The 22,287-nt window shown below is 66.4% G+C and carries 22 protein-coding genes; 4 read left to right on the top strand and 18 right to left on the bottom strand.

Annotated elements, in window-relative coordinates; all coding sequences use genetic code 11:
• Positions 1 to 411, bottom strand: a complete 411-nt coding sequence (locus GGD82_RS01560; RefSeq protein ID WP_150060519.1) for an OadG family transporter subunit — start codon at positions 409 to 411, stop codon at positions 1 to 3.
• A gap of 128 nt (positions 412 to 539) precedes the next feature.
• Positions 540 to 2,093 carry an acyl-CoA carboxylase subunit beta gene (locus tag GGD82_RS01555; protein WP_150060520.1) on the bottom strand — a complete coding sequence of 518 codons (1,554 nt, stop codon included), beginning with the start codon at positions 2,091 to 2,093 and terminating at the stop codon, positions 540 to 542.
• 880 nt (positions 2,094 to 2,973) lie between these two features.
• On the opposite strand from GGD82_RS01555, the gene GGD82_RS01550 reads away from it, so the two are divergent.
• The 3 genes from GGD82_RS01550 to GGD82_RS01540 all read left to right on the top strand — a co-directional run bounded on the left by GGD82_RS01550 (position 2,974) and on the right by GGD82_RS01540 (position 4,566).
• A complete protein-coding gene (locus GGD82_RS01550; protein ID WP_184013217.1) occupies positions 2,974 to 3,267 on the top strand; it encodes a hypothetical protein in 294 nt (97 codons plus the stop codon).
• Between the two features lie 258 nt (positions 3,268 to 3,525).
• Complete coding sequence (locus GGD82_RS01545) at positions 3,526 to 4,317, top strand: alpha/beta fold hydrolase (RefSeq protein ID WP_170284099.1); 792 nt, start codon at positions 3,526 to 3,528, stop codon at positions 4,315 to 4,317.
• A 57-nt stretch (positions 4,318 to 4,374) separates the two neighbouring features.
• Positions 4,375 to 4,566 carry a PLD nuclease N-terminal domain-containing protein gene (locus tag GGD82_RS01540; protein ID WP_246163664.1) on the top strand — a complete coding sequence of 64 codons (192 nt, stop codon included), beginning with the start codon at positions 4,375 to 4,377 and terminating at the stop codon, positions 4,564 to 4,566.
• 21 nt (positions 4,567 to 4,587) lie between these two features.
• Here the strand turns inward: GGD82_RS01540 and GGD82_RS01535 are convergent, their stop codons facing one another.
• The 15 genes from GGD82_RS01535 to GGD82_RS01465 form a co-directional block, all read right to left on the bottom strand.
• Positions 4,588 to 6,282 (bottom strand): Na(+)/H(+) antiporter subunit D, encoded by a 1,695-nt coding sequence (locus tag GGD82_RS01535; protein ID WP_150060522.1) that lies wholly within the window; start codon positions 6,280 to 6,282, stop codon positions 4,588 to 4,590.
• Positions 6,269 to 6,622 carry a hypothetical protein gene (locus GGD82_RS01530; RefSeq protein ID WP_150060523.1) on the bottom strand — a complete coding sequence of 118 codons (354 nt, stop codon included), beginning with the start codon at positions 6,620 to 6,622 and terminating at the stop codon, positions 6,269 to 6,271. The genes GGD82_RS01535 and GGD82_RS01530 overlap by 14 nt, the downstream gene beginning before the upstream one ends.
• Positions 6,619 to 8,202, bottom strand: coding sequence for a proton-conducting transporter transmembrane domain-containing protein (locus GGD82_RS01525; RefSeq protein WP_150060524.1), 1,584 nt, complete (start codon positions 8,200 to 8,202; stop codon positions 6,619 to 6,621). Before GGD82_RS01525 ends, GGD82_RS01530 begins: the two co-directional genes overlap by 4 nt.
• Entirely contained in the window at positions 8,199 to 9,809 is a 1,611-nt protein-coding gene (locus GGD82_RS01520) for a monovalent cation/H+ antiporter subunit D family protein (protein ID WP_150060525.1), read from the bottom strand. The genes GGD82_RS01525 and GGD82_RS01520 overlap by 4 nt, the downstream gene beginning before the upstream one ends.
• 7 nt (positions 9,810 to 9,816) lie before the next feature.
• Positions 9,817 to 10,191, bottom strand: coding sequence for a cation:proton antiporter subunit C (locus tag GGD82_RS01515; protein WP_246163665.1), 375 nt, complete (start codon positions 10,189 to 10,191; stop codon positions 9,817 to 9,819).
• Positions 10,184 to 10,687: a Na(+)/H(+) antiporter subunit B gene (locus GGD82_RS01510; protein ID WP_150060527.1), complete on the bottom strand. Its 504-nt coding sequence runs from the start codon at positions 10,685 to 10,687 to the stop codon at positions 10,184 to 10,186. The genes GGD82_RS01515 and GGD82_RS01510 overlap by 8 nt, the downstream gene beginning before the upstream one ends.
• Positions 10,684 to 11,262, bottom strand: coding sequence for a DUF4040 domain-containing protein (locus tag GGD82_RS01505; protein WP_150060528.1), 579 nt, complete (start codon positions 11,260 to 11,262; stop codon positions 10,684 to 10,686). The genes GGD82_RS01510 and GGD82_RS01505 overlap by 4 nt, the downstream gene beginning before the upstream one ends.
• A gap of 4 nt (positions 11,263 to 11,266) precedes the next feature.
• Positions 11,267 to 11,665, bottom strand: coding sequence for a monovalent cation/H(+) antiporter subunit G (gene mnhG, locus GGD82_RS01500; RefSeq protein ID WP_150060529.1), 399 nt, complete (start codon positions 11,663 to 11,665; stop codon positions 11,267 to 11,269).
• Positions 11,665 to 11,967 (bottom strand): MrpF/PhaF family protein, encoded by a 303-nt coding sequence (locus GGD82_RS01495; protein WP_150060530.1) that lies wholly within the window; start codon positions 11,965 to 11,967, stop codon positions 11,665 to 11,667. The genes mnhG and GGD82_RS01495 overlap by 1 nt, the downstream gene beginning before the upstream one ends.
• Positions 11,967 to 12,488, bottom strand: coding sequence for a Na+/H+ antiporter subunit E (locus tag GGD82_RS01490; RefSeq protein ID WP_246163666.1), 522 nt, complete (start codon positions 12,486 to 12,488; stop codon positions 11,967 to 11,969). Before GGD82_RS01490 ends, GGD82_RS01495 begins: the two co-directional genes overlap by 1 nt.
• A 75-nt stretch (positions 12,489 to 12,563) precedes the next feature.
• Positions 12,564 to 12,803, bottom strand: a complete 240-nt coding sequence (locus tag GGD82_RS01485) for a hypothetical protein (protein WP_150060531.1) — start codon at positions 12,801 to 12,803, stop codon at positions 12,564 to 12,566.
• A 127-nt stretch (positions 12,804 to 12,930) separates the two neighbouring features.
• Entirely contained in the window at positions 12,931 to 13,557 is a 627-nt protein-coding gene (locus GGD82_RS01480) for a tetratricopeptide repeat protein (protein WP_150060532.1), read from the bottom strand.
• Complete coding sequence (locus GGD82_RS01475) at positions 13,554 to 15,980, bottom strand: PAS domain-containing hybrid sensor histidine kinase/response regulator (RefSeq protein ID WP_150060533.1); 2,427 nt, start codon at positions 15,978 to 15,980, stop codon at positions 13,554 to 13,556. Before GGD82_RS01475 ends, GGD82_RS01480 begins: the two co-directional genes overlap by 4 nt.
• A 62-nt stretch (positions 15,981 to 16,042) precedes the next feature.
• Entirely contained in the window at positions 16,043 to 17,620 is a 1,578-nt protein-coding gene (locus GGD82_RS01470; RefSeq protein ID WP_150060534.1) for a leucyl aminopeptidase, read from the bottom strand.
• 256 nt (positions 17,621 to 17,876) lie between these two features.
• Positions 17,877 to 18,143, bottom strand: a complete 267-nt coding sequence (locus GGD82_RS01465) for a hypothetical protein (RefSeq protein WP_150060535.1) — start codon at positions 18,141 to 18,143, stop codon at positions 17,877 to 17,879.
• A 615-nt stretch (positions 18,144 to 18,758) separates the two neighbouring features.
• Between GGD82_RS01465 and GGD82_RS01460 the strand changes: the two genes are divergently transcribed.
• Positions 18,759 to 19,736, top strand: coding sequence for a DMT family transporter (locus GGD82_RS01460; RefSeq protein WP_170284100.1), 978 nt, complete (start codon positions 18,759 to 18,761; stop codon positions 19,734 to 19,736).
• 63 nt (positions 19,737 to 19,799) lie between these two features.
• Here GGD82_RS01460 and GGD82_RS01455 read toward each other — a convergent pair whose 3' ends face one another.
• Positions 19,800 to 22,277, bottom strand: a complete 2,478-nt coding sequence (locus GGD82_RS01455; RefSeq protein ID WP_150060537.1) for a glycogen/starch/alpha-glucan phosphorylase — start codon at positions 22,275 to 22,277, stop codon at positions 19,800 to 19,802.
• Positions 22,278 to 22,287: the final 10 nt, after the last annotated feature.

The following is a 22,287-nucleotide window of genomic DNA, read 5'->3' as shown; positions in this document are numbered from 1 at the left end:
CTAGCGAGCTTGGGAATGCGTCGGGTTGAGCGCCGGCAAGGACCGGCCCCAGTCGCCCTGACGGCGATGCGAATTGAACGTCTGCAGCCGGGCCTGATTGCCCCAGTCGCTCGTCGGCACGACCGGCGCCCAGACCTGGACGATGCGATAGGGGCGGTCCATGACCGCCGCCGTGGCGGCGGCGATGGCCGCCAGATGGTGGGCCGGAATACCACCGGCCGGGGTCGCGGCCAAGGCCGACGGCGGCGCAGCGGCCGCCGCCGCCGCGTTCTTGCGGGCCTCGGACGCCTTTTGCCGGGCCTCGACCATTCGGAATCCGAACCCGACGATGGCGCAGGATGCCCACAGCATGAGGAGCACCGCCATCACCACGGTGATTCCGACCAAGAGGATGTTCAGTCCCGCGAACACGCGCGCCTCCCTGATGCTGTCGAGTCGCCCATGGGCGGTTGCGGCCCCGGAACGCGCACGTCCCGGCACCGGTCGGTGAAACGGTCGCCGACGAAGCCCAGGCCCGTCGGCGCCCCGCAGTCCATCCCTTACAAGGGAATGTTGCCGTGCTTCTTCGGCGGCCGGGTCTCACGCTTGCTCAGCAGGGTGCGCAACGCGAGGGAGACACGTCCCCGCGTCTCGGCCGGACGAATAACGTCGTGCACGAACAGCTTTCCGGCGGAAATGTACGGCGACGCAAAGTGCGCCCGGTATTCATCCGCCAGTTCCCGCGACTTCTGCACGCGGTCCTCGGCCTTCTCCAGGTCACCCCGGTACAGGATGTTGACCGCGCCCTCGGCGCCCATCACGGCGATTTCGGCGGTCGGCCACGCCAGAACGATATCGGCCCCCATGTCGCGGCTGCACATGGCGAGGAATGCCCCGCCGTAGGCCTTGCGCATGATGATCGTGATCTTCGGAACCGTGGTCGCGCCATAGGCAAACAGCAGCTTGGCACCATGGCGGATGATGCCGCCCCGCTCCTGACGCACGCCGGGCAGGAAGCCCGGCACGTCCACCAGATTGACGATGGGAATGCCGAACGCGTTGCAGAACCGGATGAACCGCGAGCCCTTGTCGGACGCATCGATGTCCAGGCAGCCGGCCAGTTCTTTCGGCTGGTTGGCGATGAACCCGACCACGATACCGCTGATGCGCCCGAAGCCCACGACCATGTTTTTGGCGAAGTCGCGCTGGACCTCCAGGAAGCTGTCGGGATCAGCCAGCCGCGTGATGACGTCCTTGACGTCGAACGGCGCCTTCCCGGACTCGGGAAGGATGGCGTCCATCCCCGGATCTTCGGTCAGATCCACCACCTCGTCGACCTGATGGGGCGGCTCGCTCATATTGTTGGGCGGCAGATACGACAGCAGACGACGGACGATGTCGACGGCGTCTTCCTCGCTATCGGCCACGAAATGGATATTGCCCGACACGGCGGCATGGACGTCGGCGCTGCCGATTTCGTCCTTGCTCGTCGCTTGCCCGGTCACGCCACGAATCACCTCGGGGCCGCAGATGAACATCTCCGACTTGCCGCGGATCATGATAATGAAGTCCATCAGCGCCGGCGAGTAGGCTGCGCCACCCGCACACGGGCCGGCGATGACGGCGATCTGCGGCACCACGCCGGACAGGCGGACGTTCCGGTTGAACACCTGCCCGTACCCGGACAGCGCCATCACGCCTTCCTGGATGCGGGCACCTCCGGAGTCGTTGAAGCCGACCACCGGCACGCCACACCGTTCGGCGTGATCCATGATCAGGCCGAGCTTTTCCGCGTGCATGGAGCCGAGCGATCCGCCGGCCACCGTGAAGTCCTGACTGAAGGCCGCGACCGGGCGCCCATCGACGAACCCAACGCCGGTGATGACGGCATCGCCGGGCAGGTCCTTGCCTTCCATGCCGAACTGGCGGCTCTCGTGCTGGGCGTGAAGCCCGAATTCCTGGAAGGTTCCTTCCGCGAACATTGCGGCGAGCCGTTCCCGCGCCGTCCAGAGGCCCCTGGCATGGCGCGCCTCGATCTTTTTCGAGCCCCCACCGTGCGTGGCCACCGAACGGCGGCGTTCCAGTTCCTCGACGGCCTGCTTGGAAATCGGCATGACGGTCCCCTTCGGTTTGCGGCGCGGCAGTATAAACAGCAACGCGGGGGCCGCGTCCACCGCCATTGCGGTCCAAAACGGCCATGATTTTGGTTCTAGGCCGTCACCGGAGCAACGGGCGCGCGCACGACAGCGAAACGACGGGGAAACGGTGTCTCGGGGGTGTGACGAAGTCAAACGCAGATCGCATAGGGACCCAAAAACACCTATACAGGGGTCCGTCGATCGTGCGGCCTCCCGCCCTTTTGTCCCGCGACGTCGGAGACACGAGGTCCGTATGGTCCCGTTATGATGCTGCGCTGAGGTGCCGGGTATCTCTTGCGACGCGGCCCCAATTGAGTGGCGTCACTGCGGGGCCCCTCCCCCCGATCTGGAGCGCATTCGGGCCGCCGTCGAAGGGCCCGACCCGGACGCTGGCATGCTCACGAGAGCCCCTGCCCGGCCCCGGCGTTGAACCCACAGGCCCGATGTGAGACTCCAACCGTCGATTCGAATGGAGTCCCCTTCGCAACCCGTTATAAAGCCCATGAATCCAGCGCACGTCTGTCAAAAATGACAGCAACGGATGCGATGTATCGCGCGTGTTCAAACGAGAATGGACCAACCGGCACAATGCCTTAGCACGATCGCCCCATCCCGGCTCTCTGCCCAACAAACACCCTGCGTTTGCAGACAAAAACGGCCGACCTCGCCCGAAACGCTGACGCCCTCGTCGATCCGATCCAACGTATGGTCCCGCCCTTTCTGGCCCCGTATGTGGATTTTTTTACACGCTTCCGGGTCCGATACAAAATAAATTGACATGCCGTTTTCGCGGACCATATTGGTCAGCTATACGGTCCCCGAGAACAAGAGGGACCTCAAACCGGGAGGGACCAACATGATCAATGCACGGACCATGCGGCACATGACCGGGTCCCCGTGGCGCGCTGCCGCTGCGGGGCATCGGGCCGGGTCCGGGCGGGCGCGTCACGATGCCCGAGCGCGACCTCCGATTGCGCGGGCGCGGACGGGTGACACGCACGTTTGGGACCTCGATCAGGAACCCGATCTCGACAGCCTGCTGGCCGATCCCCTCGTCGGTCTCGTGATGGTTCGCGACGGGCTGTCTCCCGACGACGTGGCGCAATATGTACGCCGCGCGCGGGAACGTCTGGCGGCAGCATCCGCCTGAGCGTCAGCGGGCCGGACCGCGCTATCCCCCCTCTTGCCCCCCAGGCGGGCCGGCCCGCTTCTTTTTAAAGTCCTGTTTTTTGCGCAGTGTCCTTATTAGCCCAGTGTCCTCTTGGCCCACGCGGCTTTATTCGCCGCAGTCTGCGGGTCGGCCATTGGGTATCCCCGGCCCCATCACGTCGATCCGCCGGTTCCCGTCCGGCCTGAAACGCGGTACCCTTACGGCTCCCGCGTTTTGATTCTCGCCTGAATGCCCGTCATGACACTTGCCTGCTCGAGCGTTGGAGACGGTCCCCCGCTGCTGATCCTGCACGGCCTGTTCGGCGCCGGACACAACTGGGCCCGGATCGCAAAGCACATGGCCGGCCAAGGCTGGCGCGTGCTGAGCCCCGACCTGCGCAATCACGGCACCTCACCCTGGGCCGACACCATGACCTACCCGGCCATGGCGGACGACCTGAGCGCCCTGCTGGATGCGAAAGCGGACGGCGGACCCGCCTTGGTCATCGGGCACAGCATGGGTGGCAAGGCGGCGATGTGGCTGGCCCTGACCGAGCCGGCGCGGGTGCGGGGCTTGGTTGCGGTCGACGTCGCCCCCGTGGCCTATCCGCCGGGCCGCGTCATTGAGGCCTATGCGCAGGCCATGCAGGCCCTGCCCCTCGACCAACTCACCCGCCGCGCGGACGCCGATGCCGCCCTGACCGACGCGGTCCCCGAACGCGGCATCCGCGCCTTTCTGCTGCAGAACCTCGATTTACCAGGACCAGAGGGGGGATCCGCGCGCTGGCGTCTGAACCTCGATGTCCTGGCGGCGGCGCTGCCCACCATAACCGGCTGGCCGAATACGCCCCCGGAGGCGCATTACGAGGGCCCGACCCTCGCGCTGTTCGGCGAAGCCTCGGGGTACGTCCGCCCGGACCACCACGCCGCCATGCGCGCTCTGTTTCCCGCCGTCCGCTTCGAGGGGATTCCGGACGCCGGGCACTGGGTGCACGCGGAAAACCCGCCCGCAACCCTGGCGGCTCTGGAGCGTTTCCTTCAAACCGTATGACTGGGCGGGCTGAGTGTTCGGTCCCGGTTTCACTTCTGTGCGTGAGGACCCGTTCCCGTGTTCAAGATCGAAGTCGGATTTTTCGGAGTGCTGCTGCTGATCGCGGTCCTGTGGGCCGCGATGCATGTGCTGGGCAGCCGCGCCGAGCCCCTGCATAAGGCCTTGTGGATCGCGGCCCTGCTGTTCCTTCCGGTCGCAGGCTTGATCGTCTGGTTCTTCCTAGGACCGCGCGCCGTGCGCACCGCGTAACCCCGTTCGGGCTGGCCGGCGTCACGCCGGCCACAGATAGAACAGCATCAGGTAGACGAGCAGGAACAGCGCCACCATCACCGCCGAGGCGCTGATGGGCCATGTGCGGCCCAGCGCGCCCTGCAAACTATGCGTCCGTGCGGTCCAGGCCATCACGCGTTCGATCCAGCGACGGAACCCGGCCACCAGCAGGGTCCATTGTCCGCCGACACTTTCGCGAAGGATCTCGCCAAGGCGGGGCGCGCCCACGCGCCAAAACCAGTCCAGATCCAGCGTAATGGTCTCTGTCCGCTTCATCAGCGGCAGCAGCATGAAGAACGCCAGCCCCGAGAACAGCAGCAACTGAAGCTGGGTGATGACATGCGCACCGGTGTAGGCCTCGTAGTCGACCGGATAGGGCAGGATCGCATAAAGCGGACCGGGCATCAGACCAATCCCGACGCACAGGATCGCAAACACGATCATGGCCGCCCGCATGGGCCAGGGCGGATCCTTTGGACGCAAACCGCTGTCGCGCTGGAAGAACACGAACCAGGGGAACTTGATGCCCGCGTGCAGGAACACGCCGGCGCTGGCCGCCTGCAACAGCATCCAGGCCCACAGAAGGTGCTGGTCGGCCGCCCCCTGGGTGATCATGGACTTAGTCACAAAGCCCGATGTCCAGGGAAACGCCGAGATCGCCAGCGCGCCGATCGTGCCGCAGACCGTGGTGATCGGCATGGTGCGGAACAGCCCGCCGAGATCGGTGCACTTGCGCAGACCGGTCATGTAGAGCACCGATCCCGCGCTCATCAGCAGCAGCGCCTTGTAGATGATGTGCGCGAAGGCATGCGCAGCGGCGCCGTTCAAGGCGACCTCCGTCCCGATGCCGATGCCGACCACCATGAACCCGACCTGATTGATGATCGAATAGGCCAGGATGCGCCGCATGTTGTTTTCCAAGAGCGCGTACACAATGCCGTAGAACACCATGTACAGGCCGACCCAGATCAGGATCTCGGTACCGGGGAAGCCGCGCAGCAGGACATAGACGGCCGTCTTGGTGGTGAAGGCGGACAGGAAAACGGTCCCGCTCCACGACGCCTTCGGGTAAGCGTCGGGCAACCACGCCGACACCGGCGGTGCGCCGGCGTTGATGAGAAACCCGACCAGGATGAGAATCGTGGCCGGCGTGTCCGCCGACATGGCCGCGAATTCCGTCGATCCGGTGGCGGCGACATGGCCGGCGATCCCGGCCATCAGCACGGCGCCGCCGAGGAAGTGCATGAAGGCGTAGCGCAGGCCCGCTTGCCGGGCCTCCGGCGTACCGGGCGCCCAGACCACGAGCGTCGAGGCAACGGCCATCAGCTCCCAGAAGATGAACACCGAAACCAGATCGCCGGCAAACGCCACCCCGACCGCGCCACCCGCGTAGATCAGGGCAGCGGCCAGTTCCAGCACGTTCCGCTGGGGCAGCGCGAAGATGCAGCCGACAAAAGCCATCAGCGAGAAGATCGTCCCGAACAGCCGCGACAGCGCATCGGCCTCAACCAGATCGAGCTGATAGCCCAGATACGGCACGGACAGCGACACCCCGTCCGGTACCGCCCAGACCAGTCCGAGCGCCCCCAGAGGGGCGATCAGCGACACGGCCTGACGCGCCGCGCGCGGAAGGAACGGCAGCAGCAATCCGGCCAGCATCAGCACCAGGGCGGGAGGCAGACTAGTCCACGACATCGTAGAAGGTGTCCTTCCGCTTCAGGAACATGGCCAGTAACCGGGCGAAGACCACCATGGCCACGCACCCCAGGAACCCGAACCAGGCATGGAACGCGAACGCGCCCTCCAGCTCGAAATGGGGGTGCAGGTGCACGAAGAGTTCGGCCACCACGTTCAGCACCAGAATGGCGCCGAACAGCCACCACAAGGTCCGCACGCCCTCCGGCCGCACGATCCAGGGCTGACGCTCCCCGGGTTCCCGCATCGCCGGCTTTTCGCCGGCCGGCGGAACCCGCGCCACACGAACCAGACGCGGCGGGGCGTTCGGGTCGGGCAAGGGAAACAGATGGCGTATCACGGGCCGCCTCCCACAAGCTGTTCGGCCAGGGCCAGGAACGTATCGGGGAACAGGAAGAGCACGACGCAGCCGGCGGCCGTGAAGGTCAGCGCCAGCACGATCGGCAGCGGGGCCTCACCGTGGTCATGGGCGTCCGGGTACTCCTGCACCGGCAGCGCGACGGACTCGCCGGGACGCACCACCGCAAAGGCGCGATCTGCCGCATCCAGGCCATGGGTTCCGCTGTAGCCATGGCCGCCGGGCACCGCCCGGTGCGCGAACGCGTGATACACGATCGGCAGGAAGTACGCTGCGTTCAGCACGGTTGAGGCAAAGAGCACGGCGATGGCCGCCCAAGCCTGCGCGTCGTAGGCCCCGGACAGCATAAACCACTTGGACACGAACCCGACGGTCGGCGGGAGCCCGATCATGGACAGGCTGCCGATCGCAAAGGCGCCCATGGTCCAGGGCATCTTCCAGCCGATGCCGTGCAGTTCGCTCACTTTAGTCTTGTGCGCGGCCGTGTAGATGGAGCCGGCGGCGAAGAACAGGGTGATCTTGCCGAAGGCGTGCGCCATGATGTGAAGTGCGGCCCCCACCACCGACAGCGGCGCCAGAATGGCGGCGGCCAGCACGATGTAACTGAGCTGGCTGATGGTGGAATAGGCCAGTCGGCGTTTCAAGTTGTCCTGGCGCAGCGCGACGAAGCTCGCCGACAGGACGGTGAATCCGGCGGCGGCGGCGATCCAGCCTGTCGCCGGCGTGGCATTCAGCAGGTCGAGCCCGAACACATACACGACCACCTTCACAACGCTGAACACGCCCGCTTTCACCACGGCCACCGCATGCAGCAAGGCCGAGACCGGTGTGGGAGCCACCATGGCGGCGGGCAGCCAGCGATGGAACGGCATCACGGCGGCCTTGCCGATGCCGAAGACGAACAGCGCAAACAGGATCAGAACCGGCCAGCCCTCGGCCTTCCCGGCCAGCAGCCCGCCGGGCACGAAGTCCAGCGACCCCGCCAGCACCCAGCAGCCCACGATCGCCACCAGCTGCAGGCCGATGGACGTGCCCATCAGGATGCCCAGATAGATCCGGCCGGATCGCCGCGCCTCGTCGGTGCCCGTATGCGTCACCAGCGGAAAGGTGCTGACCGTCATCAGTTCGTAAAACAGGAACAGAGTCAGGAGGTTGCCGGCGAACGCGATCCCGATGGCCGACAGAATGGCCACCGCGAAGCAGGCGTAAAACCGGGTCTGGGCGTGCTCCTTGTTCCCGCGCATGTAGCCGATGGCGTAGACCGTGGTCACGATCCACAGCAGGCTGGCGATCATGGCGAAGATCATGCCCAGCGGCTCGACCTCGAAGGCCAGGGGCACGCCCGGCACCACCTCCCACAGGGTCAAGGCCGGCCGCAACCCGTCCAGCACCGGCCCGACCAGGGAGTAGACCAGCACCGTCAGGGTCCCCGCCGTCAGCAGGGTCACGGTCTCGCGCACGTTCGGCCAGCGGCCGACCAGAATGAGCGCTAGCATGCCGGCGAACGGCACAATCAGGCACAGGGCAATCGTCGTCGGCAGATCGACCAGAGGCGGACTCATTCGTGACCTCCCCCCTGCCCGCTCGTCTCGCCCGCCTGTCCGTGCGCGCCCCCGTCAAACAGCGGGTGCTCGAACGCCGGCCCGGCGTCCGGCTGGTAGTTCAGGATGAACTCCGCCGCGCTATCGGCCAGACCGACCGTGTACCGTGTATCCAAACCGAAATAGACGTTGGCCAGGGCCAGGGCGCACAGCGGGACCAGCATGACCAGCGGCGCCTCGCGAACCTTCGGGGCGTCCGCCGGGGGCGAGCGCATGTAGGCCACTTCCAGGATGCGCCAGATGTAGATGATGGCCAGGCAGGAGGACACCACGACAGCCGCCGCCATGATCCAGTGCTGGTCCGCAAGGGCGGCCTTGATGAGGTACAGCTTGCTGATGAAGCCGACGGTGCCCGGCACGCCGATCAGGCTGAGCGCCGCGATCAGAAACGCCGCGAAGGTCACCGGCATGCGGTAACCGATGCCGTCCAGGCGCTCGATCCGGGGCCGCCCGACCCGCAGCACGATGGCGCCCAGGGCCATGAACACCACGCCCTTCATCATGGCGTGGTTGACCATGTGCACCAGCCCGGCCGTCATGCCCGTGACCGAGACCATGCTGATGCCCAGCATCATGTAGCCGATCTGGGCGATGGAGGAGTAGGCGAACAGCCGCTTCAGATTGGGCTGGAAGATCGCCACCGCCGAGCCCGACAGCATCGCCACGATGGCGAGGAACGACACCACCTGCGTCTCGTGAACGGCGACCGGCAGGGTCTGGAACGCCTCGATCGGGCCGAGCACGGTGAAGAAAATCCGCACCAGCACATAGACGGCCACCTTGGTCGCCGTCGCCGCCAGGAAGGCGGTCACGACAGACGGCGCGTGGGTGTAGGCCCCGGGCAACCACTTGTGCAGCGGGAACAGCGCCAGCTTCAGCGACAGCCCGACGGCAAGGAAGGCAATGGCGACCGAGATCGTGCGGGTGTCCGCGACCTCCGGGAGGCGCCGCGCCAGATCCTCCATGTTGAGGGTGCCGGTCATCATGTACAGCAGGCCGATGCCGATCACGTAGAACGTCGCCCCCAGCGAGCCGAGGATCAGATAGCGATAGGCCGCCGTCAGCGCCCGGGGGTCCCGCCCCATAGCAACCAGGGCGTAGCTCGACAGCGACGAAATCTCCAGGAAAACGAACAGGTTGAAGACGTCGCCGGTGGCCACCATGCCCAACAGGCCGGTCAGGCACAGCAGGTACAGAACATAGAACTGCGGGATCAGGCGGCGCGGAATCTCCGCCTCGACGCTCGGCCCGGCATAGATCAGCACCAGAAGGGCGATGCCGGTCACGAGGCACAGCATGAGCGTGTCGAGCGGATCGATGACGTACTCGATCCCCCAAGGGGCGGCCCAGCCGCCCATCTCGTAGCTGAAGGCGCCGACCTGCTGCACCGTGCCGGTCAGCACAACGGCGATGGCAAACGTCGCGCCGGCCACGGCCAGCGCGAACAGCCAGGCGAGCCGGGGTGGGCGCATGAACAGGCACAAGGGCGCCGCGAACAGCGGAAGCACAACCTGAAGGGCGGGAAGATTCTGCACAAGCACGGTGGAAGCGTTTAGGGACGGGATCATGGCGCGCTCAGGCCTCCCCGTCCCGGCGGTCTTCGATCTCCAGGATCTCGTCCTCCTCCAGCGTGCCGTAGCTTTCCCGAATACGGACCACCAAGGCGAGCCCCAGCGCGGTCGTCGCCACGCCTACCACAATGGCCGTCAGGATCAGCACGCTCGGCAAGGGGTTCGTGTACAGGTCCGCGCCGTCCGGATCCACGATGGGCGCGGTGCCCCCCTCCACGTACCCCATGGAGATGTACAGCAGAAACACGGACGTCTGGAAAATGTTCAGGCCGATGATTTTCTTCGCCAGATTGCCCCGCGCGATGACGGTATAAAAGCCCGCCATCATCAACAGAATGACAATCCAGTAGTTGTACAGGCCCAGCACGGTCTCAAGCACGGTCATCCTCCCGTGCATCGATCAACGTGCCTTCGTCACAGCCCCACGCACTCGCGGGGTCATCGTCTTCCTCTTCGTCGTCGCCGTCGTGACCGACGAACGCCAGAAAGATCGACACCATCACGGCCCACACCGTGATGCCGACCCCCAGCTCGACCAGCAGGATTCCCAGGTGCTGACCGTGGTGCGGATCGTGCGCCAGGACATTGTAATTGAGGTATTCGCCGCCCATCAGCAGGGTCGCGAGCCCGACCCCGGCGTAGAGAAGGACGCCGACCGCACACATGGGCGTCGTCACCCAGCGCGGCGCCACCTGTCGGGCCCGAACCGGCCCGAAGATGAGGGTGAACACGATAAAGGCGACAGCGAAGATCACGCCGGCCTGAAAACCGCCACCCGGGCCATAATCGCCATGGAACTGAACATAGAGCGCGAACAGCATAATCGGCGGCATCAGCAGCTTGGTGCTGGTCCGCAGGACCGAATACAACCTCATGAGCGCGTCTCCGTCCCGCCGGGCGTTCGGCCGGACGCCGGGCGCCGGCGTCGGCGCCAGCTGCCCGCCAGAAGAACCATCACACCGATGCCGGCGGTAAAGATCACCGTGGTCTCGCCCAGGGTATCGTAGCCGCGATAGCTGGCGAGGACGCTGGTCACCATGTTCGGCGGCCCCACCTCGACCGGGCTATCGACGATGTAGCGCGGTGCGACGTGATGGTGAATCGGCGCGTCCGGATCGCCGAAGTGCGGCATGTCGAGCGTGCCGTAGACCAGCGCGGCGCCGGTCACCAGCACCACGACCAGAGGCACCGGATCGCGGCGGCGCGGCGGGCGCTCGTCGCGGAAGGTCAGGGCCAGCGTGCTCAGCATCAGCACGGTCGAGATGCCCGCGCCGACAGCGGCCTCCGTAAAGGCCACGTCGACCGCGTCCAGAACGACGAACAGGGATGCCGACAGCAGGCTGAAGATGCCCGACAGCATCACCACCGCGAACAGGCTGCGCAGCCGGATCATGACGATGGCCGCCACGGCCATAAAGGCCATGAGCACGATATCAATGATGTGTTCCATGGCCTCAGCGCTCCCCATCCGGTGCGCGCGCATCGACCAGGAAGGCATCGCCTTCACTCTCCCGGACGTCCACGGTTCCCTCGGTTGGACCGCCATCGCGAGTCCACGGCCGTTCGCCGTCCAGAAGGGCGGCCTGGGCCAGGGCGTGGGTCACAACCGGGCTGGTGAACAGAAGGAACACCAGGATCAGGATCAGCTTGACCCCCACCAGATCGGCGCCGATCCCGGCCTGAAGCAGCAGACCAAGGATGATCAGGCCGGCCCCCAGGGTGTCCGCCAGACTGGCGGCATGCATGCGGGTGAACACATCCGGAAAGCGGACCACGCCAATGCCGGACAGAAGGCTGAACACGCCGCCCCCGATGATGAACGCCCAGCTCAGGATATCCAGAACGAGGGCCATCAGACCTTCCCTTCCGATCCCGCCGCGTCGCTCCGGTCCGAGCGCGGCCCGGCGAGGCTGCTGTACTTGACGAACTTCAGGACGGCGATGGTGCTGGCGAAGTTGATCAGAACGTACAGCAGGGCGATGTCCTCGAACTCCGGCCGGTCGGTGAGAAATCCCAGCAGAACCAGCAGCACCACCGTCAAGGTGCCGAACAGATTCACCGCCACGATGCGGTCATAAACCGACGGCCCGCGCACGGCCCGCAGCAAGGCAAGGGCCATCGTGCCGAGCACGAACAAGCTGGCGGTGGTGAACATCAGCCGCGTTCCTTTGGAGTTCCCGCGAGACCGGCCAGGGGGCGTTCGACGCGCGCGCAGCGGCGGTCCATCTCGCCGGCCTCCAGGTCATCGATGCCGCCGCCTTCCAGCGCGTGCACCAGAATCCGGCCGCGCTCCACGTGCACAGAGATGGTTCCCGGCGTCAGCGTGATGGAATTGGCATAGATCACGGTGCCGAGATCGCTGCACTGGCTGGCCGGCACCCAGGCCATGCGCGGCGCCACACGGCCCGGATCCAGGATGCAGCGGGCAACGGCGAGGTTCGCCAGCACGATCTGCCACAGAAGCCAAGGCCAGTAGGCCAGCGCGTTCAGGGTGACGGAGACCGGAACGCCCTCGTGGTCCAACCCCTCCATCCGCCAGGCCACGAACACCGCCAGCGCGGCCGAGACCGCGCCCAAGGTCAGGAGCAACGGATCAACCCAATGGCCCGACAGCAGCAGCCACAGGGCATACAGCACGACGAACAGGCTGAGCGCATGCTTCACGGCGTGAGTCACGAGGGGGGTCTCCGGCAGGGACAAGAGGCCAGCCGGCGGCCGATTCCGACCGCCGTGCCAGCGGTAGCGCGAATATTAGTCGCCCTGCCGGGCTATGGCATCAAGGCTGGCGTCTCGGGCACCCATGTCGCGCAACGCTCGCACCACCTTGGCGCAACGGACCCAAGTGGTCTTGCGCCCGGCCAACACAGTGGCAACGGCCTTTTCCGACAGGCCCGAAAAGCGGGCGATCGCACCGGCGTCGGCATTGGCCGCACTGGCCAGAGCGGACCCATCCACCAGCACGAACTGTCCCCGTTCCTTGATCGCGGTCATCGTATCCTCGTCCTGTTTCCGATCCTGCTCCATACGCCCCGGCTCGACCGGGGAATTCCGGAGCGTGCCGGACCATAGACCGGATCGTGCGCGGACGGAAGCCCCCGCGCAACAAGCCATCCCAGAGTCACGCCTCCGTGGAGTCCGGCCCAGAAATGCCGGCGGATTCGGCCTGCGCGCGCCGCAGATCCAGCACCCGACGCAGGCGGGCCCGCGCTTCGGAATCCCTGGGCGCGAGCCGGCAGGCCCGCGCCAACACCGCACCCGCCGCCAGATAATCGCCGGCCGATGCTTCAACCGTCCCGAGGCCGTTCCACGCCGTGGCAGCGTCCGGCCGCAGAGCCACCACATGGCGCGCGAGACGCCGCGCGGTGCCGTGGCGTCCGGCCAGGCGCGCCACCTCCGCCCACTGGTGCCAGGCCTCCACCGCCGCCGGACGCACCTGCACGGCCCGCCGACAGGCTGTCTCAGCTTCGGCGAACGCGGCCATCGCCGCCAGCACCCCGCCAAGGGCCGTCAGCGCCTCGGCATGGGCTGGATCGGCCACCAGGGCGCGCCCACACAGCTCCAGCGCCTGACGCGGCCGCCGCCAGTGCATGGCAAGTCGGGCCAACAGCGCCCAGGCATCGGCATCCAGGGGGTCGGCGTGCGTGCGCGCACGGCACAGGCTCGCGGCCGTTTCGGCATCGCCACTGCGCCACGCCAGAATGGCGTCGGCCAGTGGCGGCGGGGACGAAGATCCGGAGCCGGTCATCGCACGGGCGCCCGTGTACGGCCGTCCGGCGCCCGGCGCCGCGCGCCGATCAAATCCACCAAACGAAGTCGCAACTGATCCGGACGCACCGGCTTGCGCAGGACCGGCAGGCCACCGCGTCCCGCATCCCGCAGGTGCTGGCCGTCCAGATCACCGGTCAGAAGCACGGCCGGAATGGGCTCGCGGAAATGCCCCCGAGTCAAAGCCACCGCCTCCACGCCCGTGCGCCCGCTGGGCAAGCGGAAGTCCACCAGCATGACGTCAGGATGCGCCAGGGTCTGGGTCAGCAAGGCCTCGGTCAGGTCCGACAGCCCGGCAAACACAGACACCCGATGGCCCCAGCCCTCCAGCAAAAGGGTCAGGCTCTCCCGAATAGCTGGATCGTCGTCGACCACCACCAGATGCGCGCGCCCCCGGAGGCTGTCCCACCGGTCCGTCACAGACACACGGTCGCCTGCATTGGCATCATCCTCGACCGGACCCATCTCCACCGGCCCGTCCGCCACTGCGTCCGGCCGGACACCGCCCATGTGGCAGGGCACCAGGACAGAGAACCGGGAGCCATGCCCCGGCACGGACTCCACCGTTACCGTCACGCCGAGCAGCCGAGCCACGCGGCTGACGATGCCAAGCCCGAGCCCGAGACCGCCGGCCCGCGCCGGCGCAGCCCCACGCCCCGCCGCCCCATCGTCGCCCGCAACCTGATGAAAATCCTCGAAAATAAGCTGACGTTGATCCGCCGGAATCCCGGCCCCGGTATCGACGATGTCGATCCGCAGCATGCACCCGTCCGGCTGACGGCGGGCCCCCAGAAGGACACGACCACCGGCCGGCGTGTATTTCAGCGCATTGCCGATGAGATTGCGCAAAATGACCTCCAGCAGAGCCGGATCACTGTAGAGGGTCGCACTCGGCGCAACGAATCGGAACGTCAGACCAGAGGCGTCCGCGACAGGCCCAAACTCATCGGCCAGCCGCCGCACCAGGCGACCGATGGCAAAGGGCCGTTGGTCCGGCAGGACGGCGCCCCCCTCCAAGCGCGAAATATCCAGCAGCGTGTTCATCAGGTCGGCCAAGGCGCCCAAGGCGCTCTCGATCTTGCCCAGCACGTCGCACTTGAACGGATCGGTCTCCCGCCCGGACAGCACGGACACGAACAGGTTCAGGGCCTGCAAGGGCTGACGCAGGTCGTGGCTCGCAGCCGCCAGGAACCGCGTTTTGGCCAACAGCGCCTGCTCGGCGGCGGCAATCGCGTCATGCAGGCGCTCCTCCGCCTCGACCTGTCGCGTGACGTCCTGAACATGCGCGATGAAGTGATGCGGGCGCCCTTCGCCGTCGCGCGCCAATGCCAGACTGACCCGGGCCCGGACCACCTGCCCTTCCGGCCGAAGGTAGCGCTTCTCGGCCGTGAACACCCGGACGTCCCCCGCCAGCAGGCGGCGGGCGGCCTCCAGTTCGACGTTGTGATCCTCCGGGTGCGACACCGCCGCCATGTCGAGACTGAGCATCGCCCGCTCGTCCCGCCCCAGAATGGTGCAAAGGGCACCGTTGACCTCCAGAAAGTTCCCGTCCAGCGAGACCATCGCGATGCCATGCGGCGCCGCGGCAAAGGTCTCCCGGAAGCGGCTCTCGCTAGCCCTCAGGGCGTGCTCCGCCGCGTGGCGCCGTGTAACATCGGCCACCTGCGCCACGATTTCCAGCGGCGCCCCATCCGGACCTCGGGTCAGAGCCGCGGTCATGCGCGCCCATAGAACGGTTCCGTCCGGCTTCAGGAATCGCTGCTCGCCATCATACGGCACCGTGTCACCGGCCACGGCCCGGTCGAGCCACGCCGTCATGGCCGGCCAGTCGTCGGAGTGAGTCACCGACAGCGGCGAATGCCCCATCAGGTCGTCCGCCGAGCGGCCGAGCATGAGCGTCAACGCCCGGTTCACCCGGCGCCACCGCCCGCTCATATCCAGCAGCGCCATCCCGTACGGCGCCTGATCGAAGGCATTGCGAAAACGGCTTTCGCTGCGGCGCTCCCCCACAGTCCCCTGCGCCGCTACACCCGCATCCTCGAACACGGCCAGTACGGCGTCCAACGCCACCGGCGGTTCCGCAGGCAAGCCAATCGGCACCATCGTGCAGCGCACCAACCCGCATGTGCCGTCGGCGCTAACGGGCGCGGTTTCGATCACCGCGCGGGGCATCGCCTCGCTGGTGGCAGGATTGAGCACGGCCACCATGCGCGCCCGCCGCTCGGCCGCGAGGGCGGGCGGAAGCCGCGCGAAATAGTCCACGCCAACCAGCCGATAGGCATCCCCCACACCCAGCCGTTCGGCGGCGGCGGTGTTGCCGCACACGATGATCCCGTTCTGATCCAGCAGAACAACGGCCTGCGGAGACAGGTTCCACGCCCGATCAAGTTCCACGCCCTGCATGGGCTGCCTGCTCCCGCTCGCGCCGCGCCGAGGACGCGCCCCGGCGCGGCGGCCATCGCTGTCTACTTCTTCTTACTGCCCTTGCCCTTCGCGGACTTTTCCTTGTCCTTGCCCTTGCCTGACTTGTCGTCGGTGTTGTCCTGGACGCCGCTTTCAATCACATCGCGCACGAAGCGGTCCAGCAGGCGCACACCGAAGGCGGTGCCACCCTTCGGCACCGTCGGCGCATCCTTCTTCGACCACGTGACCCCGGCGATATCGATGTGCGCCCAGGGGGTGTCTTTGATGAACCGCTGCAGGAACTGCGCGGCGGTGATCGACCCGGCCTCGCGGTTGCCCGTGTTCTTCATGTCGGCGATATCCGACTTGATGATCTTGTCGTAGGCATCGGCCAGCGGCAGGCGCCAGCACTTCTCCCCGACCGACACACCGGCCGCGGTGATGGCCCCGGCCAGGGCATCGTCATTGGAGAACAGGCCGGCGTGCTCACTGCCCAAGCTGATGATGATGGCGCCGGTCAGGGTGGCAAGATCGACGATATGGGTCGGCTTGAACCGGTCCTGGCAGTACCAGAGCGCATCGGCGAGCACGAGCCGGCCCTCGGCGTCGGTATTGATAACCTCGACCGTCTGACCCGACATGGTGTGCACCACGTCGCCTGGGCGCTGCGCGGTACCGGACGGCATGTTCTCCACCAGACCGCAGATACCGACCACGTTGGCGCGCGCCTTGCGGCCCGCCAGGGCCTTCATGAGACCGGCGACCACGCCGGCCCCGCCCATGTCCCACTTCATGTCTTCCATGCCGGCGGCCGGCTTGATGCTGATGCCGCCGGAATCGAAGGTGACACCCTTGCCGACGAACGCGACCGGCGGCGCCTTCTTGTCCTTCGCGCCCCGGTATTCCATCACCAGAAGCCGCGGCGGGCGCGCAGAGCCCTGGGCCACACCGAGCAGCGCGCCCATGCCCAGCTTGCGCATCTTGGCCTCGTCGAGCACTTCGACGGCAATACCGAGATCGGCAAGGTCCGCCACCGTGTCGCAGAACGTTTCCGGGTAGATCACGTTGGCCGGCTCGCTGACCAGCCGGCGGGTCAGCAGCACGCCCTCCGCCAAGGCCTTGGCGGGCTCAAAGGCCGTCTCTGCACCGGCCGGGTCGTCGCACAGGAGGGTCAGCGCGGTCAGGGCGGGCTTCTCGTCCGCCGTTTCCTTGGTGCGGTACTTGTCGAAGCGGAACGCACTGAGATGCGCGCCGAAGGCCGCGTGGCTGGCCGCCTCCGCCGCCGTCAGGCTCGCCCCCTCTGGCAGATCCACGGCCAGCGCGGCCGTCTCGTCGCCCAGTCCCCCCAGGGTCGAGACGGCGACCCCGCCCATGGTTTCCAGGGTGGTGGCCGTTACGGCGTCCGGCGCCCCAAGCCCGACCAGAACGATCCGGTCCAGGGTCACACCGTGAGGCGCGGGAACCACCAACGTCTTGCCGCTCTCACCGCTGAACCGGGCGCTCGCCAGGGCGCGGCTGAGCTGGCCACCGGTCAGATCGTCGAGCGTGGTGGCAGTGGCCCCCAGCGTCTTGCCGTCGAACACGCCGACGACCAGGGCGCCCTTGGCGGGAATATCAGGCTTGGCGAACGAGAGTTTCATGGAGGGTTCCTTCGGTGACACGAACAGGTCGGAGCGCCGTCCCGCGCCGGCTCGGCCGCGCGCCGACCTGGGCCGCATCCGGCCCGCGAGACTGGATGGCCGAGTGGCAAAGTCTACAAAGCCGCGACGCCGGGGGAAAGGGGGGCGCGCCATTCCGGTACACCACCCCCACGAAAAAGGGGCGCGCCGATGCGACGGCCGCCCCCCTTATCGCGTGGGTTTGCCTCACGCGCGTCTACGACGCCACGTCCAGCGTTCACCCGTTCTTGACAGCGGTCTCCACGGCCATCGCGACCTGAGCCCCATCGGGCGCCCCATCCGGCCGGCGCGTGACCGAGCGTTCCGCGTCGCGCAAAATGGCTTGCAGGGAGTCCATGGCGACACCGTCCCGACGCATGACCGTGCGAACGATCGGCTCGTTCAGCACATCCACCATGGCCGGTTCGGCGTTACCACCGAACGCATCCACATCATTGCGAAACGCACCGAGCACATGGCCGCCATTGTCCTGACGGTCGGTCATCCCATGTCCGCCGGCGGTCACATGCCGCGACCCAACTCCAGCGTTCGACGTTGTGAGCGCTTCGGCGCCCCGCTTCAACGCACCCGTTTTCATGGTTCCCGCTTTCATCCGGACCGTGAACCTACCGTCGTTCGCTGCCAGCGCCTCCTCCCTTCGAAGGAACGAAGCATCTATCGAACGATAGTGTTTTCTACGATTCAGGTCGAAACCCGACCTCAAACGCGCGCTCATTATGCAGAAGCCAACAAAAACATCAAGGACGATCGGAAAAAGTCAGGCGAACGTTAGGACTTGCGTCAAATCACTAAGACCGAAGTCCACACACGCATATGGATTTTCCCGAACCGCCGCCGACCTCATAGAAACATGATGAGCATCGTTTCAGATCACGATTGACGTCATGAACGCAGTTTGCCGTCCCTGCATCGAACAGAGTCACTATCGAACCGGATCGGACCCGCGCCGAACGTCATCGTTGATATGGAGGCCCCGCCATCGGAGCGCCACCCCTGGAGTGTCCATGTTACCGGAGTTTCACCTTGCCCCGGCCGAACGGGGCCCGGTAAGGGAGGCGTGGGGCGCCCCTGCCCCCCGCCGGTTACAAGGAATACACCCATGACATCGCCGCGTCCTGCCGAGCCATCACGGGGTCCCGGCCCGGCCACCGCCGGCCCGGCCGCGCGCGAGGACAGCGCCAAGGGCACAGACGACCGGCCGTTTGCCGGCATCCTGTTCATGCTGGCGGCCGTCGCTCTGTTCTCCGTCATGGACACGCTGGCCAAGGCCCTGACGCCACATTTTCCGGTTGGTCAGATCCTGTTCTTCCGCGCTGCGGCCGCGCTGGTCATCCTGGTGCCGCTGGCGCTGCGTCTGGCCGGCCCGGGTGCCTGGGGGCGGATCCGAGGCGCGGAAGTCACGCTTCTGGTCGCCGGCCTTCTGGGCGCGGGGGCCCTGGTCAGCTTCCTGATGGCGTGGCGCACCCTCCCCCTGGTGGAGGTCGCGGCCATTCTGTTCGCAGCCCCGCTGATCGTGACCGCGCTGTCTGTTCCCCTGTTGAAAGAACCGGTCGGCGTGCACCGCTGGAGCGCCGTCCTTCTCGGATTCGTGGGGGTGCTGATCGTGCTCCAGCCGGGGGGCGCGGTGTTCGGCATTGGGGCGCTGTGGGGAGGGCTCGGCGTCCTGAGCTATTCGCTCTGGTTCATCAGCCTGCGGCGCGCCGGCAAGACCGTCTCGTCCTACGTGGTCGCGGTGACCAACGCTGTCATCATGCTGCTGCTCGCGCTGCCCCTGATCCTGTGGGCGTGGGTGCCACCGACCCCGATGCAGGCCCTGGGCCTGATCGCGATCGGCGCCGTGGGCGGCCTGGCGCAATTCTGCCTCGTCCGGGCCTTCAGCCTCGCGCCCGCGTCGCTGATCGCGCCGTTCGACTACAGCTACATCCTGTACGCGACCGTTCTGGGGTATGTCGTCTTTGGGGACTTCCCGGCCCCGACAACCTGGGCCGGCGTCGCGCTGCTGACGGTGGCGGGGCTGTACATCATCCACCGGGAGCGCGTCACAGCGGCACGCAAACGGGCCGCCGATCCAAGCTGACCGGCGGCCCGTGGTGTCGTCTGCCCCTGGTTTCGTCCGCCCCGGTTTCGTTGGGGCGGACCGTCAGAGATCCATCTGCTTGGCGCCCCAAATGTCCCGAGCGTAGGTGTGGATGGAGCGGTCCGACGAGAACAGCCCCATGCGCGCCACGTTCAAAATTGCTTTACGCGCCCAGGCATCCGAATCGGTGAACAGGTCATCGACATGGGCCTGGGCCTCGACATAGGCCCGGAAGTCGGCCAGCACCATGTACTGGTCACCGCCATCGAACAGCGTGTCGCGGATAGAGTTGTACCGGTTGACCTGCTGCGGATTGAAATAGCCCGACGAAATCATGTCGACGACACGCCGCAGATCGGCGTCGTGCTCCACGACCTTCCAGGGATTGTAGCCCTTGCGCTTGGTCTCCTGAACCTGCTCGGTCGTCAGGCCGAAGATGAAGATGTTGTCGTCCCCAACCTCTTCCTTGATCTCGATGTTGGCCCCGTCGAGCGTGCCGATCGTCAAGGCGCCATTCAGCGCGAACTTCATGTTGCCGGTGCCGGACGCCTCCGTCCCGGCCGTCGAGATCTGCTCCGACAGGTTGGCCCCCGGGATGGTGATCTCGGCGTTCGACACATTGTAGTTCGGCAGAAACACCAGCTTCAGCGTATCGTTGACGGCCCGATCGTTGTTGATCGTCAGGGCAACGTCGCCGATCAGGCGAATGATCTGCTTGGCCAAATAGTAGCCCGGCGCCGCCTTGCCGCCGATCACCACGGTGCGCGGCACCGGGTTGGCGATGCGACCCTCGCGAAGCTGCACATAGCGGTGGATGACGTGCAGCAGGTTGAGGAGCTGGCGCTTGTATTCGTGGATTCGCTTGACCTGGACGTCGAACATGGAGGTCGGGTCCAGCGTGAAGCCGGTCCGGGTCTCCAGATGCCGCGCGAGCCGCTCCTTGTTCGCCAGCTTGATCGCATTGAACCGCTCGCGGAAGGCGGCGTCCTCGGCCAGCGGCTCCAGCGCGTGCAGCGCGGTCAGATCGGTCTTCCAGGAGTCGCCGATGGCCTCCGAAATCAGGTCGGAGAGCTTCGGGTTGCACTGCAACAGCCAGCGCCGCTGGGTCACGCCGTTCGTGACGTTGACGAAGCGGTTCGGATACATGGCGTCGAACTCGGGGAACACCTTCTCGCGCAGCAGCTTGGTGTGTAGCGCGGCCACGCCGTTCACGCGCTTGCTGCCGACGATGGCGAGGTGCGCCATGCGGATGCGCTGGGTGTCCTCGTCCACCAGCGACATCTTGCGCAGCACCTCCATCTCGCCCGGGAAGCGGAACCGGACCTGCTGCAAGTGGTCGTGGTTGATGAGGTAGATGATCTCCAGGTGGCGCGGCAGGACATGCTCCAGCATACCGACGGGCCAGGTCTCCAGGGCTTCTGGCAGCAGGGTGTGGTTGGTGTAGCAGAAGGTCTCGCGCGTGATCGCCCAGGCCTCGTCCCACTCCATCTCATGCACGTCCATCAACAACCGCATCAGCTCCGGCACCGCCAAGGCGGGGTGCGTATCATTGAGCTGAATTGCGATCTTCTCGTGGAAATTGTGCAGATCATTGTGGACGCGCAGGTGGCGGGCGATGATGTCCTGCAGCGAGGCAGAGACGAAGAAGTACTCCTGCTTCAGCCGCAGTTCCTGGCCCAGCACCGTGCTGTCCATCGGGTACAGCACCTTGGACAACGTCTCCGAGGTCGTCTTGTCCTTCACGGCCTCGATGTAGTTGCCCTCGTTGAAGAACCGCAGATCGAAGTCGTTAGTCGCCCGGGCCGCCCACAGGCGCAGGTTGGAGATCGCCGGGCTGTCGAAGCCGGTGATCTTCATGTCGTGCGCGACGGCGTGGACGTCGTTGGTGTCCACCCATTCGCAGCGCTCATGACCCTTCTCGTCCTTGAAGCAGACGATGCGGCCGTTGAACCGCACGGGGTAGGTGACGCTGTGACGCAGGAACTCCCAGGGATTGCCGCCGTGCAGCCAGCTGTCCGGATGCTCCACCTGCTGGCCGTCCTCGATGGTCTGCGAGAACATGCCGAATTCGTAGTGGATGCCGTAGCCATGGCCCGGGTAGCGGTGCGTCGCCATGGAATCGAGGAAACAGGCCGCCAGCCGCCCCAGGCCGCCGTTGCCGAGGGCCGGATCCGCCTCTTCCTTCGCCAGCACGTCCAGATCCTGGCCCAGGCTCGCCAGCGCCTCGCGCACGTTCTCCTCAAGACCGAAGTCCAGCAGGTGCTTCTTCAGGCGGCGGCCGGTCAGGAACTCCATGGACAAGTAATAGACCCGTCGGGTGTCCTGGCCATACTGCGCCCGGCTGGTACCCATGCCGCGTTCGGACAGAATGCCCTTCAGCATATGGGCCAGCGCCTGGAACCACTGGCGCGGCCCCGCGGCGAGCGGATCGTGCCCCACGACCCGCACCATGTAGGAAATCAGGCCCCGGCGGATGCTGTCCGCGTCATGGAGGTTGACGCGGAATTCACCCTCGAGGGCTTCCTTGACCAGATGGTCCATATTTGCCTGT

The organism is Roseospira marina, assembly GCF_014197855.1.
Lineage (GTDB): Bacteria > Pseudomonadota > Alphaproteobacteria > Rhodospirillales > Rhodospirillaceae > Rhodospira > Rhodospira marina.
This window is presented reverse-complemented; position numbering and strand designations above follow the sequence as displayed.

What these genes read in the sequence shown, in the direction of transcription:
- GGD82_RS01555 (WP_150060520.1), bottom strand. Translation starts at nt 2,093, where the DNA reads ATGCCGATTTCCAAGCAGGCCGTCGAGGAACTGGAACGCCGCCGTTCG.
- GGD82_RS01550 (WP_184013217.1), top strand. Translation starts at nt 2,974, where the DNA reads ATGATCAATGCACGGACCATGCGGCACATGACCGGGTCCCCGTGGCGC.
- GGD82_RS01545 (WP_170284099.1), top strand. Translation starts at nt 3,526, where the DNA reads ATGACACTTGCCTGCTCGAGCGTTGGAGACGGTCCCCCGCTGCTGATC.
- GGD82_RS01535 (WP_150060522.1), bottom strand. Translation starts at nt 6,282, where the DNA reads ATGTCGTGGACTAGTCTGCCTCCCGCCCTGGTGCTGATGCTGGCCGGA.
- GGD82_RS01525 (WP_150060524.1), bottom strand. Translation starts at nt 8,202, where the DNA reads ATGAGTCCGCCTCTGGTCGATCTGCCGACGACGATTGCCCTGTGCCTG.
- GGD82_RS01520 (WP_150060525.1), bottom strand. Translation starts at nt 9,809, where the DNA reads ATGATCCCGTCCCTAAACGCTTCCACCGTGCTTGTGCAGAATCTTCCC.
- GGD82_RS01510 (WP_150060527.1), bottom strand. Translation starts at nt 10,687, where the DNA reads ATGAGGTTGTATTCGGTCCTGCGGACCAGCACCAAGCTGCTGATGCCG.
- GGD82_RS01505 (WP_150060528.1), bottom strand. Translation starts at nt 11,262, where the DNA reads ATGGAACACATCATTGATATCGTGCTCATGGCCTTTATGGCCGTGGCG.
- mnhG (WP_150060529.1), bottom strand. Translation starts at nt 11,665, where the DNA reads ATGGCCCTCGTTCTGGATATCCTGAGCTGGGCGTTCATCATCGGGGGC.
- GGD82_RS01495 (WP_150060530.1), bottom strand. Translation starts at nt 11,967, where the DNA reads ATGTTCACCACCGCCAGCTTGTTCGTGCTCGGCACGATGGCCCTTGCC.
- GGD82_RS01485 (WP_150060531.1), bottom strand. Translation starts at nt 12,803, where the DNA reads ATGACCGCGATCAAGGAACGGGGACAGTTCGTGCTGGTGGATGGGTCC.
- GGD82_RS01480 (WP_150060532.1), bottom strand. Translation starts at nt 13,557, where the DNA reads ATGACCGGCTCCGGATCTTCGTCCCCGCCGCCACTGGCCGACGCCATT.
- GGD82_RS01475 (WP_150060533.1), bottom strand. Translation starts at nt 15,980, where the DNA reads ATGCAGGGCGTGGAACTTGATCGGGCGTGGAACCTGTCTCCGCAGGCC.
- GGD82_RS01470 (WP_150060534.1), bottom strand. Translation starts at nt 17,620, where the DNA reads ATGAAACTCTCGTTCGCCAAGCCTGATATTCCCGCCAAGGGCGCCCTG.
- GGD82_RS01465 (WP_150060535.1), bottom strand. Translation starts at nt 18,143, where the DNA reads ATGACCGACCGTCAGGACAATGGCGGCCATGTGCTCGGTGCGTTTCGC.
- GGD82_RS01460 (WP_170284100.1), top strand. Translation starts at nt 18,759, where the DNA reads ATGACATCGCCGCGTCCTGCCGAGCCATCACGGGGTCCCGGCCCGGCC.
- GGD82_RS01455 (WP_150060537.1), bottom strand. Translation starts at nt 22,277, where the DNA reads ATGGACCATCTGGTCAAGGAAGCCCTCGAGGGTGAATTCCGCGTCAAC.